15 protein-coding genes, 2 tRNA genes and 1 pseudogene are annotated in these 16939 nt (G+C 72.1%); 4 read left to right on the forward strand and 14 right to left on the reverse strand.

The annotated features are described in order from the left end of the window. The coding region (locus CCS38_RS07340) for a ferric reductase-like transmembrane domain-containing protein (protein ID WP_308050718.1) at window positions 1-1111 on the forward strand (1111 nt) is incomplete at its 5' end. Further along, on the forward strand, window positions 1108-2679 hold the full coding sequence (locus tag CCS38_RS07345) for an NADH-quinone oxidoreductase subunit NuoF family protein (protein WP_223732384.1): 1572 nt from the start codon (window positions 1108-1110) through the stop codon (window positions 2677-2679). The genes CCS38_RS07340 and CCS38_RS07345, both read left to right, overlap by 4 nt. A gap of 92 nt (window positions 2680-2771) precedes the next feature. On the opposite strand, the gene CCS38_RS07350 is transcribed toward CCS38_RS07345, so the two are convergent. Beyond that, window positions 2772-2844, reverse strand: a tRNA-Ala gene (locus CCS38_RS07350). A gap of 241 nt (window positions 2845-3085) precedes the next feature. Between CCS38_RS07350 and CCS38_RS07355 the strand changes: the two genes are divergently transcribed. Then, window positions 3086-4594, forward strand: coding sequence for a glycosyltransferase 87 family protein (locus tag CCS38_RS07355; protein ID WP_308050719.1), 1509 nt, complete (start codon window positions 3086-3088; stop codon window positions 4592-4594). Here CCS38_RS07355 and phsA read toward each other — a convergent pair. The 10 genes and pseudogenes from phsA to CCS38_RS07405 form a co-directional block, all read right to left on the reverse strand. Then, window positions 4560-6293, reverse strand: a pseudogene (gene phsA, locus CCS38_RS07360) (O-aminophenol oxidase PhsA); the annotation flags it as partial. The gene CCS38_RS07355 and the pseudogene phsA sit on opposite strands and share 35 nt — an antisense overlap. Window positions 6294-6609: 316 nt before the next feature. Beyond that, window positions 6610-6843 carry a hypothetical protein gene (locus CCS38_RS07365; protein WP_030249581.1) on the reverse strand — a complete coding sequence of 78 codons (234 nt, stop codon included), beginning with the start codon at window positions 6841-6843 and terminating at the stop codon, window positions 6610-6612. Window positions 6844-6846: 3 nt separating this feature from the next. Then, window positions 6847-7005: a hypothetical protein gene (locus CCS38_RS07370; protein ID WP_107053965.1), complete on the reverse strand. Its 159-nt coding sequence runs from the start codon at window positions 7003-7005 to the stop codon at window positions 6847-6849. A 257-nt stretch (window positions 7006-7262) separates the two neighbouring features. After that, a tRNA-Ala gene (locus CCS38_RS07375) sits at window positions 7263-7335 on the reverse strand. Between the two features lie 144 nt (window positions 7336-7479). Then, window positions 7480-8133, reverse strand: a complete 654-nt coding sequence (locus CCS38_RS07380; RefSeq protein ID WP_223732394.1) for a histidine phosphatase family protein — start codon at window positions 8131-8133, stop codon at window positions 7480-7482. After that, window positions 8130-8564 (reverse strand): ribosome silencing factor, encoded by a 435-nt coding sequence (gene rsfS / locus CCS38_RS07385; RefSeq protein ID WP_030249584.1) that lies wholly within the window; start codon window positions 8562-8564, stop codon window positions 8130-8132. Before rsfS ends, CCS38_RS07380 begins: the two co-directional genes overlap by 4 nt. A 251-nt stretch (window positions 8565-8815) precedes the next feature. Further along, window positions 8816-10594 (reverse strand): LCP family protein, encoded by a 1779-nt coding sequence (locus CCS38_RS07390; RefSeq protein WP_223732385.1) that lies wholly within the window; start codon window positions 10592-10594, stop codon window positions 8816-8818. A gap of 38 nt (window positions 10595-10632) precedes the next feature. Then, entirely contained in the window at window positions 10633-11277 is a 645-nt protein-coding gene (gene nadD, locus CCS38_RS07395) for a nicotinate-nucleotide adenylyltransferase (protein ID WP_223732386.1), read from the reverse strand. 52 nt (window positions 11278-11329) lie between these two features. Further along, a complete protein-coding gene (locus tag CCS38_RS07400) occupies window positions 11330-11491 on the reverse strand; it encodes a hypothetical protein (RefSeq protein WP_223732387.1) in 162 nt (53 codons plus the stop codon). Window positions 11492-11648: 157 nt separating this feature from the next. Further along, entirely contained in the window at window positions 11649-11798 is a 150-nt protein-coding gene (locus tag CCS38_RS07405) for a hypothetical protein (protein WP_169749902.1), read from the reverse strand. A gap of 211 nt (window positions 11799-12009) precedes the next feature. On the opposite strand from CCS38_RS07405, the gene CCS38_RS07410 reads away from it, so the two are divergent. Further along, window positions 12010-13113 carry a M48 family metallopeptidase gene (locus CCS38_RS07410; protein ID WP_223732388.1) on the forward strand — a complete coding sequence of 368 codons (1104 nt, stop codon included), beginning with the start codon at window positions 12010-12012 and terminating at the stop codon, window positions 13111-13113. A gap of 85 nt (window positions 13114-13198) precedes the next feature. On the opposite strand, the gene CCS38_RS07415 is transcribed toward CCS38_RS07410, so the two are convergent. The 3 genes from CCS38_RS07415 to CCS38_RS07425 all read right to left on the reverse strand — a co-directional run bounded on the left by CCS38_RS07415 (window position 13199) and on the right by CCS38_RS07425 (window position 16814). Continuing rightward, window positions 13199-14428 (reverse strand): SCO2583 family membrane protein, encoded by a 1230-nt coding sequence (locus tag CCS38_RS07415; RefSeq protein WP_223732389.1) that lies wholly within the window; start codon window positions 14426-14428, stop codon window positions 13199-13201. A 138-nt stretch (window positions 14429-14566) separates the two neighbouring features. Then, complete coding sequence (locus CCS38_RS07420; protein WP_223732390.1) at window positions 14567-15274, reverse strand: SCO2584 family spore wall biosynthesis protein; 708 nt, start codon at window positions 15272-15274, stop codon at window positions 14567-14569. Window positions 15275-15527: 253 nt separating this feature from the next. Beyond that, window positions 15528-16814, reverse strand: coding sequence for a glutamate-5-semialdehyde dehydrogenase (locus CCS38_RS07425; RefSeq protein ID WP_223732391.1), 1287 nt, complete (start codon window positions 16812-16814; stop codon window positions 15528-15530). Window positions 16815-16939: the final 125 nt, after the last annotated feature.

The following is a 16939-nucleotide window of genomic DNA, read 5'->3' on the forward strand; positions in this document are numbered from 1 at the left end:
CCGCCTCCAGAGGCCACGCCCCGCGCTGACCACCGGGGCCGGCGCCGTACTGGTCCTCCCCCTCCTCGCCGCGGCCCCCGCCTTTCGCGCGTTCTTCGACTACACCGCCGGAGTGCTCACGCTCGTCTCGCTCACCGCCGCCGTGGTCTGGGGCCTGCTCGCGGCCGGCCGCACCGTACTGGCGCCGCGCAGCAGGCTCCTGGCCCAGGGCATCCACCGGGCGCTCGCCACCGCCTCGCTCGGCTTCCTGGTGCTGCACATCGCGGTCAAGGTGGCCGAGGCGCACGCCCTGTTCTTGGACGCGTTCCTGCCCTTCGCCTCCGTGGTGCTCAGCGGGCCCGTCGCGCCCGGCACCGCGCCGCTCATCGGGTTCGGCACGCTGGCCGGACTGCTGATGGTGCTGGCCGCCGCGACCGGCGCACTGCGCAGCTCCTTCGCCGGACGCGGACGCGTCTCCGGGCGCTGGCGCGCCCTGCACACCAGCGCGTACGCCGCGTGGTGCCTGGCCCTTCTGCACGGCCTCAAGTCCGGCCGCGCGCCCTCGGGGTGGGTCACCACCGGGTACGTGCTCTCCCTTGCGGCGGTCATGGCCGCGCTGCTGGCCCGCCTGTTCTTCACCCCGTGCGCGGAGTTCCCGTACTTCGCGCTGCGGCGGGAACTGCCGTTCTCACTGCCCTTCCGGTCACGGAAGCGGGACGGGCAGCAGGCGCTGCACAGGGCAGCGGGCCGTACGGACACACGCTCCGCCTCGGAAGCGCCCGTAGAGGCTGCCTCTGATGGCGCTTCCACGGGCGACGGCCGGCCTACGGGGGCGCGGCCCGTTCCGGATGCCCCTACGGGGGCGGCGGCCGACCTTCCCCCAAGGAACGGGCGGGACACGCCACCTTCTTGGGCGCTGCCCGACGCCCCTACAGAGACCCTCCCGTACGTCACGGACGCGCCTCCGCTCGCCCTCGGAGCGGACGGGGCGCCCACGGAACGCATCCCCTTCGCCGGCTTCGACGCCGCCCCCGAGCGGGGCGGCCCGCCCACTCTGGTGCAGCCCCGGCCCACCGGCGCTGCCCCCGAAGGCGCGCCGCTCCCCCACGCCCCGAACGGCCGGACACCATGACCAGTACCGCACTGGTCCCGTATACGGGCGGCGGACCACTGCCCGATGTGCCCGGCGTACGCGTACTCGGGCTGCCGCGACTGTGCGCCGGATTCGACGAGGCGGAACGGCTGGACCGCAAGCGGCACCTGCTCCTCCACGGCTCACTGCCCGCGCTCTCCGGGGAGCAGCTGACCGCCGTCGCCGAGGCCGTGGCGCTGCGGGGCCGGGGCGGCGCCGGATTCCCGCTCGCGCGCAAGCTGACGGCCGTCGCGGAAGCCGCTGCCCGGCGCGGGGTGCGCCCCGTCGTCGTGGTCAACGGCAGCGAGGGCGAACCCGCCTGCCGCAAGGACACCGTGCTGCTGTGCCGTGCGCCACACCTCGTCCTGGACGGCGCGCTGCTGGCCGCCGCGGCGCTCGGCGCACGTCTCCTGGTCGTCGGCGTGACGAAGGCCACGACGGACAACTCCGTACGAGAAGCCCTCGCCGAGCGCGGGCTGGGGCGCCGACGGCGCGGGCGTGCGCTGCGCGCACAGGTCGTGCGCTCGCCCGAGCGCCTGGTGTCCGGGGAGGCGTCCGCGCTGATCCGGGCCGCCGAGGGCGGGCCTCCGGTACCGCCGGGCCGCCGGGCACGGGCCGCCGAATCGGGCCTGGGCGGCGCGCCCACGCTGCTCTCCAACGCGGAGACCTTCGCCCAACTCGCCGTTGCCGCCCGTCTCGGCCCCGACCGCTACGCCTCCACGGGTCTCCCCGGCGAACCGGGCACGATCCTGCTGACCGTCTCCGGCGCGGTCCCCGCCCCCGCCGTCGTCGAGGCCCCCTCCGGAGTGCCGCTGCCGTACGTACTGCAGGCGTGCGGCGCGGAGCCGGCACCGTCCGGCGTACTGGTCGGCGGCTACCACGGCGCCTGGCTGGACGCGGCCACCGCATACGGGACACCGCTCTCGCGCGAGGCGCTGGCGGCCCGGGGTGGGGCGCTGGGCGCCGGGGCGGTGCTGCCGCTGTCCACGCGGACGTGTCCGCTGGGCGAGGCGCTGCGGATCGCGCGGTGGCTGGCGGCGGAGTCGGCAGGGCAGTGCGGCCCCTGCCGGCTGGGGCTGCCATCGCTCGCGGAGATGTTCGCGGACGCGCTGGGCGGCGGCGGGCAGCCGGCCTTGGAGGCGGTACGGGAGAGCGCACGCGGCGTACGGGGGCGGGGTGCGTGCAAACACCCCGACGGCGCGGCACGGTTCGTGCTCTCCGCGCTCGCCGCGTTCCCCGACGACCTGGCCGCGCACGTCCTGGGCGACGGCTGCGGGCGGCCCACGGCCGAGCTGCTGCCCCTACCGCCCGAGGAGGACGCAGGTGCGGCGAACGGCGCCGCAGAGGGCCCCGGGGCCGCCGCTCCCGCCGGGGAGCGGCTGGCGGTGGACTGGACGCTGTGCGAGGGGCACGGGCTGTGCGCGGGGCTGCTGCCCGAGGCCGTACGGCTCGACCGGGACGGCTTCCCCGTACTGTCCGATGAGGTACTGCCGGGCGCGCTGCGGGCCCGCGCGCAGCGCGCCGTACGCCGCTGCCCCGCCCTGGCACTCCGACTCGAGAAACCCTGACGCCGGCGGTGCGCATGCCCCGCCCCTTGTCCGCGGCCCCGGCAGCACACGACAGAGGGCCCGTCCTCTTCGGACGGGCCCTCTGATCACTGTGGAGCTAAGGAGAATTGAACTCCTGACCTCCTGCATGCCATGCAGGCGCTCTACCAACTGAGCTATAGCCCCGTGTTCTGTTGTCGTCTCCGGAAGTTTTCCTCGGGGGTTTCCCTCGCGGCGACATCGACTACATTACACGGCCTCCCCGGGCTTCTGCCAAATCGCTTTCCCGGGTCCCCCGGCGACAGCCTGCCGGCGCCCTCCGATGCGCCGGAGCGGCAGCCGCGACGCACCCGGCAACACCCTCGGCGAGGCATGCGGCAGAGGTACTGTCGACAATCCGTGCTCGAAGGAAACCGGGGGCCTGGACGTGACCGCGCTGAAGCTCGACCAGCCCGTCGGACGCCGCGGCCCGTTCTCCCACGAGGGCGTCTCCCGCCGCCGCGTGCTGGCGGCCGCACTGGCCTGTGCGGTGTCCTTCACGGCCTTCTGGATCGCCCAGCGACTGGCCGGCGTGACCATGCTCGACCTCATGGTCTACCGCGCCGAGGGCTGGACCGCCCGCACCGGCGGCGACCTCTACGACATGCTGGCCACCTCCGCGCGGCTGCCCAACACCTACCCGCCCTTCGCCTCGCTGCTCTTCCTGCCGCTGACCTTCCTCGGCGTACCGGAGATGCGCACGCTCGCCACGCTCGGCAACCTGCTGCTCCTGGTCGCCGTGGTGCACCTCACCCTGCGCCTGACCGGCCTGCCCTCGCTCGCACACGGGAAGCGCGCCCCGCGGGCACAGCAGGCCACCGCGATGCTCGCTCTCTCCGCACTGCTGGTCTGGTGCGAGCCCGTGTGGACCACGCTGCGCTACGGGCAGATCAATCTCCTTCTCGCCGTCCTCGTGCTCTGGGACCTCACCCGCCGGGACAGCAACCGCTGGGCAGGCATCGGCATCGGCATCGCCGCCGGGATCAAGCTCACCCCCGCCCTCTTCGCCGTGTGGCTCGCGCTGGCCGGACTGCTGCGCGCCCGCCGGCTGTACGAGCCCGGACAGGGGCTGCGCGGCATCTGGAACCCCTGGCTGCGCCAGGCGTGCGTCGCGGTCCTGTCCTTCCTCGGCACCGTCCTCCTCTCCGCCCTGGTCCTGCCCCGTGACTCGGTCCGCTTCTGGACCGAGATCGTCTTCGCCTCCGACCGGCCGGGCGACGTGGAGATCACCGCCAACCAGTCGCTGCGCGGCGTCCTCGCCCGGCTGCTGCACACCCCCGACACCGGACTGTGGTGGCCCGCCGCCGCGGCCGTGGCGGCGATCGCGGGGCTGGCCCTCGCCACCACCGCCCTGCTGCGCGGCGAGCGCGCCTGGGCGGCCGTGGTCTGCGCCACCACCGCACTGCTGGTCAGTCCGATCTCCTGGTCGCACCACTGGGTGTGGGCCGTACCGATGTTGATCCTGCTCGGCACCGAGGCGGTGCGCCGCGGCGGCCGGGTCACCCGGGCGGGCCGCCGGCTGTGGACCGCCACCGGATGCCTCGGACTGCTCTTCGCCTCCTTCGCCCTGTGGTGGGTACCGCACCGCCCGCACAGCCACGCGGAACTGCACCAGAACGGCGGCCAGATGCTGCTCTCGGGCGTCTACCCGATCGCCGGTGTCGCGCTCTTGCTGCTGACCGCCGCCCACCTGCGCCGGACCGGCGCGCCCAATGTCAGTACGTCCGACGTCAGTGCGTCCGGTGTCAGTGCTCGCCGTGGTCGTGGCCACCGCCCGGATGGCCGTGACCACCACCGGGGTGCTGGTGATGGAACGCCAGCACCTCCGGAGGCATCACCACGAACGGACGCATCATCCCCATGTCCTCGTGTTCCAGCAGATGGCAGTGGTACATGAAGCGGCCCTTGGCGCCGTGGAACCGGCCGATCACCTTCACCATCTGCCCCGGCGGCACCTGTATGACGTCCTTCCAGCCCTGATCACCGGGGGCTATCGGCGCCTGGCCGCCGTACTCCAGAGGGCTGCGGGTGCCCCCGAGCGCGTTGTCGTACGGACTGTCCGGCACCGCCGGATACCGGTCGCGGCTGAGCACCTGGAAGTCGATCAGGTGGATGTGCATCGGATGCATGCCCGCACCGCCGAGGTTCAGGAAACTCCACTGCTCCCAGTCGTCGTGCCGGACCATGAAACCGAGGGCGTCGTCGAACATCCGGGCACCGCGCCGGTACGTACGCGTCGTGCCGTCGGCCCCCTTGACCTGGATGATCCCCTCGGACGGGATGGTGACGTCCGCCGGGTCGACCTTGTGCAGCTCCCACATCTCCGGGTGGCCGTTGCCGATCGGGCCCGGCGGGGTGAGCGCTATCAGGCGGTGCTCGTGCTTCGGCGCGGTGTCGTGGGTGATCCGCTCGAACGTCGGCGAGATCACCGCGGGCAGGACGAAGGAATCAGCCACCTTCTTCGAACCGACCCGGAACTGCATCACCTGCGGGTACGCCACGCCCGCCGCGGCGTTGACCAGGCGCAGCCGCCGCCCGCGCAGCCGGCCAAAGTCGATCAGCAGATCCATCCGCTCGGCCGCGGCCACCGACAGGGTCCCGTCGACGGGCAGCGGCCGCGGCAGCAGGCCGCCGTCCGACCCGATCTGATGCACCGCGCCGGTGACGGGGCGGCCCGTCTCCTCGTCCACCAGCTGCAGGGCGTACGTCCGGGCGTTGGAGGCGTTGAGCAAGCGGAAGCGGTACCACCTGGCGTCGACGTCCAAGTGGGGCCAGATCGTGCCGTTCACGAGCGTGTAGGGGCCCGAGAACGGGATGGTGATGTTCTTGCCGTCGTTGTCCTTGCCGACGATCAGGGTCTTGTGGAGCAGCCGGCCGGTCAGCCGGCCTTCGGCGTCCGTGTCGAGGTTGCGGTCCTGGATGATGAGCGGGATCTCCCGCCCGCCCGAGGGGAGCCGGAGCGCGTCCTCCTCGTCGTCCCGCACGAGATACATCCCGGCCAGGCCCGAGAAGACGTTCCACCGGGTGATGTCCATGGCGTGGTCGTGGTACCACCACGTCGTCGCGCGGTGGTCGTTGGGATACTCCGAGAGCTGCGCGTCACCGGGCGAGACCGCGTTCTCCGACCAGCCGTCGTTGCCGCCGCCGGTCACCGCGCCGTGCAGGTGAGTGACCAGCCAGGGCGGGAGGGCGGACACGCCGGCGAGGGGCTCGGCCCCGCCGCGGCCCGGTTCGTTCAGCGGCGTGGGCACCTCGGGCGTCGCCGCCACTTCCACGGCAGTGACCGGGAAGGTGCCCGTGATGCGGTTCGTCCAGGACACCCGGAGGCGCCGGCCGCGGCGCACCTCGATGGTCGGGCCCGGGAAGTGTCCTTCGTACGCCCACACTTTGGTGGGCGGCAGCTGGGAGTGCAGCCGTACCCAGCTGGTCTTCTGCTCGATGGTGATGCCGCGCAGGGCTTCCGCGCGGCCCGGCTTGATGACAGGCGGCACGCGCAACGCGTCGACGAACGGCGTGAGTCCGGCCGCAGTGGCCTGTCCGTCCCGCTCCGCGATGGTCTCGATCTGCGGTGCGTCCCCCACAACTGTGTCTGTCACTTGCGACCCCCGTCGCTTCCCCCCGTGCCGCCGACCGTTCCGCGGCGGCAGCTCTGAGTCCTACAACGCCTCACGGTACGACCGGAGTTCCACCTCTCTCATGAATTTTCCGGCCAATCATCCGCAGAACACATATAGAGGAGCGGACCGGTCCGGTCCGGGGCGTCAGAACTGAAAGTAGCTCAGGAAGCGGAAAATGCGCCGAGGTTGTGGAGAAACGGTTATTCAGGGAGCGGCGGACGTTCTCGGGCGCGGTTGTGCGCCTCACGAGGTGGGGGTGACGGCCTCTCAGCGGCCCGGGGAACAGGGCCGGTTCTCAGGCGGTGGCGAAGGAGTAGAAACGCTTCAGCGTGCAGTGTTCATCGAGCAGGCGGCCGTAGATGGGCTCGCCGTCCAGCTCACGGTAGGTCTCGATGGGGTCGCCTTTTATGATCAGCGCCCGGGCGCATTCCTCGCACCAGTACTGGAATTCGGGGTTCAGCGGCTCCATGTCGCGCACGACAGGCGTACCGCTGCCGCACCAGTCGCACTTCCGGCTGTGTGCCCCCATCAGTCAGCTCCAGCTGTGGCCGCAGGCCGTGCAGACGAACGATACGCCGCCGTTGTCACCCAGCATCTGCGCCACGTGAGGCGAGCCGCAGGACGGGCATTGCAGTGCGGAGGTGGCCACGCCGAGCAGGTCGCGGACCTCCTCGATGATGCTCGTGGGCATCGCGTTCTCTCCTCCCCTGCCGGCGCCGTCCGATTCTGCCACGGACCACCGACCAGGTCAGGCCCGCAGCCCTACGCACACGGACGGGCTGCCCGCTACCGCCGCGCAGCCGAGCACGAGGCGTTGCGCGGGCGCTCACCCCGGCGCGCACAGCGACGCACGCGCCCCGAAAGCCCCGAAACAGCAGTGATCCCGCCTCCTGGTGAGGCGGAGAACATTCTCTCCGTCTCCGCCAGAGGGCGGGATCATCCGGGTTGTGGAGCTAAGGAGAATTGAACTCCTGACCTCCTGCATGCCATGCAGGCGCTCTACCAACTGAGCTATAGCCCCGGGTCTTGTTCCGCTCCTCCGGGTTTCCCCCGGCGGCGCCGCGAACAAGAAGAACTTTAGCCTGCGACCTGCCCAGATGTGAAATCCGGGTCCGGCCGGCCGCCGGACGGCCCCCGGAGAGCCGCCGCGGACCGGCCCGCGGGGTCAGTCGTCGTCGCCCAGCACCGGCTCGGGAAGCGTGCCGGCGTTGTGCTCCAGCAGACGCCAGCCACGGGCGCCCTCCCCCAGGACGGACCAGCAGCAGTTCGACAGGCCGCCCAGGCCCTCCCAGTGGTGCGGCTCCAGGCCCAGCAGCCGCCCGATCGTCGTACGGATCGTGCCGCCGTGACTGACCACGACCAGGGTGCCGCCGTCGGGCAGCTTGTCGGCGGCCAGCCGCACGACCGGCGCCGCACGGTCCGCGACCTCGGTCTCCAGCTCACCACCGCCGCGGCGCACCGGCTCGCCGCGCTTCCAGGCGGCGTACTGCTCGGCGTACTGCGCCACGATCTCCTCGTGGGTCAGCCCCTGCCAGGCACCCGCGTACGTCTCGCGCAGCGCCTCGTAGTGCGTCACGTCCAGGCGTGTGACGGCCGACAGCTCGGCGGCCGTCCGCACCGCCCGCTGGAGGTCCGAAGCGATGATCGCGTCCGGCTGCAGGGCGGCGAGCAGCCGCGCGGCGCGGCGGGCCTGCTCGACGCCCGCCTCGGTCAGCTCGATGTCCGTGGAGCCCTGGAAGCGGCGCTCCAGATTCCAGGCGGTCTGGCCGTGCCGCCACAGGACGATCCTGCGGCCACGGCCCCCCTTCGTGCCGTTCAGTGCAGCTCTCCGTCCTGCTCGGCGGCGGTCTCCTCGGCGTGCGCAGCCGCCTTGCCGCGGGTCGCCTTGGCGTCCTCGGGCAGCTCCATCTCGGGGCAGTCCTTCCACAGGCGCTCCAGCGCGTAGAAGACGCGCTCCTCGCTGTGCTGGACGTGGACGACGATGTCGACGTAGTCCAGGAGCACCCAGCGGGCCTCGCGGTCGCCTTCGCGGCGCACCGGCTTGGCGCCCAGTTCCTTGCTCAGCCGCTCTTCGATCTCGTCGACGATCGACTTGACCTGGCGGTCGTTGGGCGCCGATGCCAGCAGAAAGGCGTCGGTGATCGAGAGGACGTCGCTGACGTCGTACGCGATGATGTCGTGCGCGAGCTTGTCGGCGGCCGCCTGCGCGGCGGCGTTGATGAGCTCGGTGGAGCGGTCCGTGGCGGTCACAAGCCAAACTTCCGGGTCGGTGGCGGCGCTGCCCGGCCCGTCCGCGGGAAGCCCCGCCGGCCGCGGCCGAGTCAGCGGTCAAGTACCCCTCAAGGGTCTCACGGACCGCTGACACCCCGGTGGGCTTGTGGACAAGGGGGTATCCGGGCTGGTCAGGGAGGGTGACGGGCCGGCGGCGGAGACAGTGGGACGCAGGCGGCGGGCGGAGCTTTGGCCAAAGCTCCGCCCGCCGTCCGCACCTCCAGGGCCGGTCACCCCTTGTAGTCGCGCCCCAGCATCACTGTGACGTCCGCGTTCGAGGCGACCTTGCCCTTCCGCACGGCGCTCGACGGCAGACCCAGCGTCTTCGCGACCTCCGCGGCACGCGGCTGGTGGGCCGCGTCCCCGTAGGTGACCTGCGACGCCGACAGCGAGCCCGAGGCGGTGCCGCCGTCCACGAACGAGTACCCGCCGTTGACCAGCGCGGCCTGCGCCTGCCCGACCGCCTTCTGGCTGCCCGAGGCGTTCCGGACGCTGACCCGCGCGGTCGCGCTCGGGTCGGTCTTCTTGACCTTGCCGCCGAGGACGTCCTTGACCACCGCGGAGGCGGTCTGCGCGCTGAGCGTGCCGTCCTGCTGCACGGGCAGCACCGTCGTGCGGTACGCACCGGTCTTGGCGAGCTCCGCGCGCTGCGCGAGCGAGCTGCCCAGCTGGCCCTCGGTGAGCGGCGGGTCCAGGACCTGGAAGAGGGACTTCACCGTCGCGGTCGCGCCGCCCGCGTCACTGGACACGCGCTTCAGGGTGGCCTGCATGACCTGCCCGAAGCGCGCAAGCTGCTTGGTCTGCAGCTCGCCCGGACCCCGGTAGGTGGCGTACGCGACGGCCGCCTGGCCGTTCAGTACGCGCCCCTTCCCCGCCTTGACCAGCGGAGCGTCGCCCTTCTTCGCGCCCGGCACGGTGGTGTCGGCGTCGACGGTGATACCGCCGACCGTCTCCACGAGGTTCTCCAGGTACGGCGTGTCCAGCCGCCAGCTCGCCTTGATGTCGGCGCCGAGGAGCGTGTTGAGGGAGTCACGGGTGGGCTCCGCTCCGGCGTCCTTCACGGACTTGCCCAACGTGGTGGCCTGGCCGTCGTCCCCGGTGATGGCGAGGTTGTTGGGCAGGAGGACGGTGGTGCCCTTGTGGGTGGTCTCGTTGTCCACAAGCAGCGCCGTCGAGCTCTCGTCCGTACCGGTCTTGCGCAGGTGGACCAGCAGCACGTCGCGCTTCTGGCCCGCGGCGGCCGCCGCGTCCCCGGAGGCCGTCCCGCCCAGCCCCGGCAGCTTGCCGGCCCACCACAGGTAGCCGACGCCGCCCGCGACCAGGAGGACGAGCACCACGGTCAGCGCGATGATGCGGCTGCGGCCGCGGCGCTTGGCCTCCTCGCGCCGCTCGGTACGGCTCTCGGTGAACTTCAGCCAGTCGATGACGTCTTCGGAGTCCTCGTCCTGCTCCTCGATGAACGAGAACTGTTCGGTGCGGTACTCCTCACCGGAGGAACGCTCGGCCCCGCCGGCCCGCTCGCGCCCGGCGGTCCTGCCGTCCGCGGCCGGCGCCTCGTACGAGGGCGGGGCGGACGGCGGCTCGTACGGAGGCGCGGCCCCGTAGGAGGGCGCGGATCCGTACTGGGGCCGCGGCTCCTCGTACGGAGGCTGCGGCGGCGCGTACTCCTGCTGCCCGTACTGCGCCTGCTGCGGGATCCATCCCTGCTGCTGGGTCTGCTGCGCAGCCTGGTGCTGCGGCGGCCGGCCGTAGGTGTCGTGGCCCGGGGCATAGTCCTGCCCGTACTCCTGGCCGTAGCCCTGTTCGGGTGCCTGTCCGCTGTAGCCCTGGCCGTACCCCTGGGGGTGCTGCGTGCCGTACGGGTCGTACTGCTGCGGCGCTTCCTGGTACACCGGCTGCCCGTAGGCGTCGTAGACGTACCCCGGTCCACCGTGCTGCCCCTGGGCCCCCTCGTAGGGGTCCTGGGCATACGGGTCCCGTGGCGGGTACGGATCCTGTCGGTCGTTCACCGGTGCCCTCTTTCCGTCGGCCCCGTCGGCGGTCGTCGTCAGCGGTCGTCGTCGTGGTCGTGGCGGTGGCGGTGGCGGTCGTCCCGGTAGAGGCGGCGCTTGTCGATGTAGCGCACCACACCGTCGGGCACCAGGTACCAGACCGGTTCTCCCTGGGCGACGCGCGACCGGCAGTCGGTCGAGGAGATGGCCAGCGCCGGCACCTCCACCAGGGAGACCCCGCCCTCGGGGAGACCGGGATCGGCCAGTACATGACCGGGCCTGGTCACCCCGATGAAGTGGGCGAGCGAGAACAGCTCCTCAGCGTCCCGCCAGGTCAGGATCTGGCCCAGCGCATCGGCGCCGGTGATGAAGAAGAGATCCGCATCCGTGTGCTCGGCGCGCAGATCCCGAAGAGTGTCGATGGTGTACGTCTTGCCACCGCGGTCGATGTCGATGCGGCTGACGGAGAACTGGGGATTGGACGCGGTCGCGATGACCGTCATCAAATACCGGTCCTCGGCCGGGGACACCGCCTTGTGGCTCTTCTGCCACGGCTGTCCCGTCGGTACGAAGATGACCTCATCGAGGTGGAACTGGCTGGCCACCTCGCTGGCGGCGACCAGGTGACCGTTGTGGATCGGGTCGAACGTCCCGCCCATCACTCCGAGCCGCCGCTTCACGGGCCCTGTCTGCTCTCCCATGCGTGCAGACCCTACTGGGCGCCGCGCATCGAGGGGATAGCGGTGCCCCGCCTCAGCGGTCCCGGTTGAACCGGGTGGTGATCCACAGCAGGAGCAGCAGCACGATCAGGGCGCCGCCGCCCGTCAGGTACGGGCTGAGGCTCTCGTGGTTGCCGCCGTGCTCGCCGCCCTCGGCGAGGGCGACCAGGGACTGTGCGGTGGTGTGCAGGCTCATCGTCGGCAGAACCAATCCGGGCTGATGCGGGCAGGGACTTCGCCCACATCGTAAGCGCGGGCCCGTCCGGAGCTCACCCCGACTCCGCCGGAACGGTCCGCCAGGGGACCTTTCCGGTGGATTCCACCACCCTCCGCGGGCCGCCCGCGGAGCCGCCTCAGTCCTGGTCGCCGCCGTAGCCGCGCAGCAGGAACCACGCCATGAAGATCGCGCCGAGCACACCGACGATGATCACGGCACGCAGGATCCAGCCCGGGCCGTCGGCGTTGGAGGTCTGCAGGGCGAGCAGCGTGCTCGGGTCCACCATGAGAGGTCGGCTCCTTTGTGGGGGTCTGTACGGCCCGTACGCACCACGGGCCTCGGGCGCCCGGTCGCGGCCGGCGCCCCCGCCGCGAGCGGATGCCCTTGCGGGCATCTGCGGCGATTCGTTCCTTCGCCAGCGTACGCCGGGCATCCAAAGTACTGTCAGTGGCGTCCTCTACTCTGAAATCACGCAGTCGAAGCAGGGGGAGGCTCCAATGACGGATGGCCCGAGCGGCAGCGAGCGCGTACCGAGCAGGGACCGCAGGCGGTTCCCGGGGATCTCCTCCCGGGCGTACGAGCACCCCGCGGACCGGTCCGCTCTGGTTGCCCTGCGCAAGCTGAGCGGGTTCGACACCGTCTTCAAGGCGCTGAGCGGCCTGCTGCCCGAGCGCAGCCTGCGCCTGATGTACCTCTCGGATTCGGTGCGCGTCAGCGACCAGCAGTTCTCGCACCTCAACGACATGCTGCGGGACGCCTGTTACATCCTGGACCTGGAGAAGGTCCCGCCGATGTACGTCAATCAGGACCCGCAGCCCAACGCCATGTGCATCGGCCTGGACGAGCCGGTGATCGTGCTGACCACGGGCCTCGTCGAGCTGCTCGACGAGGAGGAGATGCGCGCGGTCGTCGGTCACGAGGTCGGGCACGCACTCTCCGGACACGCGGTGTACCGGACGATACTGCTGTTCCTCACGAACCTCGCCCTGAAGGTGGCGTGGATCCCGCTGGGCAATATGGCGATCATGGCCATAGTGACCGGGCTGCGCGAGTGGTTCCGCAAGTCCGAGCTGTCGGCGGACCGTGCGGGCCTGCTGACCGGCCAGGACCTGCAGGCTTCGATGCGCGGCCTCATGAAGCTCGCGGGCGGCAACCACCTCCACGAGATGAACGTCGACGCGTTCCTCGCCCAGGCGGACGAGTACGAGCGCGGCGGTGACCTGCGCGACTCCGTCCTGAAGATCCTGAACGTACTGCCGCGCAGCCACCCGTTCACGACCGTGCGCGCCGCCGAGCTCAAGAGGTGGGCCGCCTCGCGCGACTACCAGCGCATCATGGAGGGCCACTACCCGCGCCGCGGCGAGGACAAGGACACCTCCGTGTCCGACTCCTTCAAGGAGTCCGCGACGCACTACGCCGACTCGGTGCGCAACAGCAAGGACCCGCTGATGGGCCTCGTGCGCGACTTCGCGGGCGGCGCCGGTGACCTGGGCGGCAAGCTCCGCGACACGGTGTTCGGCAGCGGCCGCGCCGGCGGTGCGGGCCGGCAGGGCCCGGGGCAGCCGGACGCCGACGGCCCGGAGGCGTCGCCGGGCCGGTGACCGCACCGGACCGGTGCCGGTGACCGCGCCGGTCCGCCCAAGGCAGCAGTTCGCCCAAGGCACCGGTCCGCCTAAGGCAACGGACCTAAGGCAGCGGACTCGGTTCCGCCGACGGGGCCATGACGCCACAGAGCGAGGCGTTCGTACTGCCGTGGGCGTACGGATCGGTGCCCTGCGGGCGGCCGTTACCGGCCCGCTCGCCCGCCAGCAGCGGCCGCAGCGCGCTCTCCGGCCCGGAGCTGCACGACATCGGACCCGCCTGGAGATAGCTCGACTGCACCTCCAGGCGGCGGTCGCGCAGATCGTCCCGGTCGAAACGGAAGTGCAGTTCACGGCGCACGGTGAACAGTGACGCACCGTCGGCACGCTGCTGCGCTGCCGCCGACTGCACCTTGCCGCCGACCGCAGAGGCCGTACTGGCTGACGTACTGACCGCGCTCGCCGTGCTGCCGGTCGCGCTCCCCGCCGGCCTCTCGGCGGCAGCCGGAGCGGTGTTCCCGGGGCCGCCCGCGGCGGGCCTGCCGTCCGGCGGCCGCATCGCGTACACGAAGGTGTAGTCCGCGGTGACCTCCAGGGCGTTGCCGGCAGCGGCCGACTCCACCGCCAGGGTGCCGTTGACCCGTACCCGCGGATCGGCGAGCCGGGCCTGCGAGGGGTCGAAGCGGACGAGCCAGCCGGTCGCGGCGTGCCGCCCGTCGTCGGACGGCCGCCGCAGGCTCCGGTCGAACTGGTCGAGCTGCGAGGTGTCCAGCAGCAGCCGCACGCCCCGCGCGGGCCCGCCGGACAGCGTGTCCGAGTCCAGCGAGGACCGCACGACGTACTCCTTCGCCGTGGTCAGAGCGGTCATGACCTGGCTGTCGGAGAACTCGCCGGTGCGCCGCACGACGGGAAGGTTGACGCCCGCCGCGCCGATCCGGAAACCGGCCGCCGGACTGCGATCGAAGAGGTCAGCCGGGCGCCCGCCGGGCACCGTGCCCACCGGAGCGAGCGGGACGACCGTACTGCGCAGCGGTGGTGCGGGGGTCGGCTCAGGCGCACGGTACGGATGGCGAACACCCATGTAAATCGCGGTACCGAAGGCCAGCGCGATCAGCAGGACCAGGATCACGGCCTGACGGGACCCGCCGAAACGGGACCAGGCATGCCGACTGCGCACCGCACGTGCGTGGTCCCCCATGCGCTCCTGGGCGGAGAACTCCTGCAAACGCGCAGCGCGTACAAACGATTCGTCGAACACGACGGATCGGTACTCATCCTCCCCTCCACCCGGGGCGCCCTCGGGGGTCCCTTCGGGAGGGTCACCTGGCCCGGTCATACAACAAGAGTAGGTCGGCGGCGGCCGAGGTAAACGCCCAGGTGTGCGCCAACTTCCCCGTGCAGGTCAGGCACGGCGCACAGATGGCTCAAGCAGGCGCGAGCCGCTTCTGCGCACGCGGGCGGACCGGCTGATGGATCACGGCGTGCGCGGCACGGCGGGCGCCGAGGGCGGGCCGGAGTCGGCGGACGCCGAGGGCGGTACGACGGGAGGGGCCGGATTGCCGTGCTCGGCGCTTGAGGCGGGCGCCTGCCCGATGTGCGCGGTGGGCGGTCTGCCGTCGACGCCCGTGGTGGCGGGCGGCGGGGCCGGGCTCTGAGTACGGCCCGAAGCGCCTCGGTAGACGGCCGTGAAGGCCAGTACGACCATGCCGATGCCCATAAGGACGGCGAGCACCCAGGCGATGGGGCGGTGCCAGCGGGCCGCGCCGCGGTACGGGCGCAGAGCGCCGCCGTACGGCCCGTACGGGCCGTAGGCCGAGATGTCCGAGACATCGTCCGGGTAACGGCCGTTCGGCGCTTCTGCGGGCCATTCAGGCCCTTCTCGGCCGTCCCGGCCCTGTCGGCCGCCGTCGAACTCCCCGTCCCGGTCCGTGGCCGACAGCGAGTGGCCGCGCCCGGCTTCGGACTCGGCGCGCGCCTGCGCGGCGGCGACCATCCGCTCGACGGCGGTCGGCTCATGAACGAGAGCGGACCGGACGAATTCCTCGTCGAAGACCACGGCGGCGAACCCGTCGCCCTCGCCCTCGTAGGGCGAGTGCGCGTCCGCCTCTCCGTGGTTCCCGTTGTGGTGCTCGTCGGGCTCGCCGCCGTCCGGGAACGGCCCGGCCCCCACGTCGTCCGGCACGTGCCCAGATTAGCCGGAAGCGGCCAATCTGGGCAGTGTGAAAGGGAATTCGGCCACGGAGGCGGAGGACGGCACACGTGGCGCCACCCGCCCCGCCTTCAAGGGCCGCGCCGCGAGGCTCACTTCGTCGGCCCCGTGCGCGCCTTCGTCGGTCCTGTTACGCCTGTACACGCCCCTCGTCCGCCCCGTAGGGGACCGCAGCCGCGTACGTGTACGTACCCGCCGCCAGTCCCGTACGTGCGCGTACGTGCGTTCAGTCCCGTACGTGTCCGTCGCCCGTGACGATGTACTTCGTGGAGGTCAGCTCCGGCAGCCCCATCGGGCCGCGCGCGTGCAGCTTCTGGGTGGAGATGCCGATCTCGGCGCCGAAACCGAACTGGCTGCCGTCCGTGAAGCGAGTCGAGGCGTTGACCGCGACCGTGGTGGAGTCCACCAGCTGGGTGAAGCGGCGGGCGGCGGCCTGCGAGGTGGTGACGATGGCCTCGGTGTGGCCGGAGGACCAACGGCGGATGTGCGCGACAGCGGCGTCCAGGTCGGGCACCACAGCGGCGGCGATGTCGTACGAGAGGTACTCCGTCGCCCAGTCCTCGTCCGTGGCGGGCGCGACCATCCCGGGCCCGGCCTTCTGCCAGGTCTCGTCGCCGTGCACCATCACGCCCGCCTCCGTGAGGGCCGCCAGCGCGCGCGGCAGGAAGGTGTCCGCGATGCCGGCGTGCACGAGGACGGTCTCGGCGGCGTTGCACACACTGGGGCGCTGCGCCTTGGAGTTGATGAGGATCTTGAGCGCCGTCTCGATGTCGGCGTCCTTGTCGACGTACACGTGGCAGTTGCCGGTGCCGGTCTCGATGACCGGGACGGTGGACTCCTCCACGACCGTACGGATGAGCGAGGCGCCGCCGCGCGGGATCAGCACGTCGACCAGGCCGCGGGCGCGCATCAGCTCCTTCACCGACTCCCGGCTCTGGCCCGGCACCAGCTGGACGGCGTCGGCGGGCAGCCCGGCCTCCACCACCGCGTCGCGCAGAACGGCGACCAGCGCGGTGTTCGAGGCGTACGCGGAGGACGAGCCGCGCAGCAGGACGGCGTTGCCCGACTTCAGGCAGAGCGCAGCGGCGTCGACCGTGACGTTCGGGCGGGCCTCGTAGATGATCCCGACGACGCCGAGCGGGACCCGGACCTGGCGCAGGTCCAGGCCGTTGGGGAGAGTCGAGCCGCGGACGACCTCGCCGACCGGGTCGGGCAGCGCCACGACGTGCCGCACGTCGGCGGCGATGGCGGCGATCCGCTCGGGGGTGAGGGTGAGCCGGTCCACGATGGCGTCGCTCGTGCCGGCCTCGCGCGCCTTGGCGGTGTCCTCGGCGTTGGCGGCGACGATCTCGTCGGTCCTGGCCACCAACGCGTCGGCGACGGCCAGCAGCGCGCCGTCCCGGGCCGTGCGCGGCAGCGGGGCGAGCGTGGCGGCCGCCTCCCTGGCGCGTCGGGCGGTGTCGAGGACGGGCGAGCTCTGGGCAGTCTGCGTGGCGTCGGATGCGCTGGTCATGGCCCGCAGCCTAGCTGGGCCGGGCCGGGCGCCCGGCCCGCATTTCACAGTGCGGGACGCGGCGGGGGCGGGGGTGGACACGCCGCGCCGGCTCGGGGTGGACACGGCGCTGGCCCGGGGCACGC

This window comes from Streptomyces purpurogeneiscleroticus, from assembly GCF_020024005.1.
Lineage (GTDB): Bacteria > Actinomycetota > Actinomycetes > Streptomycetales > Streptomycetaceae > Streptomyces > Streptomyces purpurogeneiscleroticus.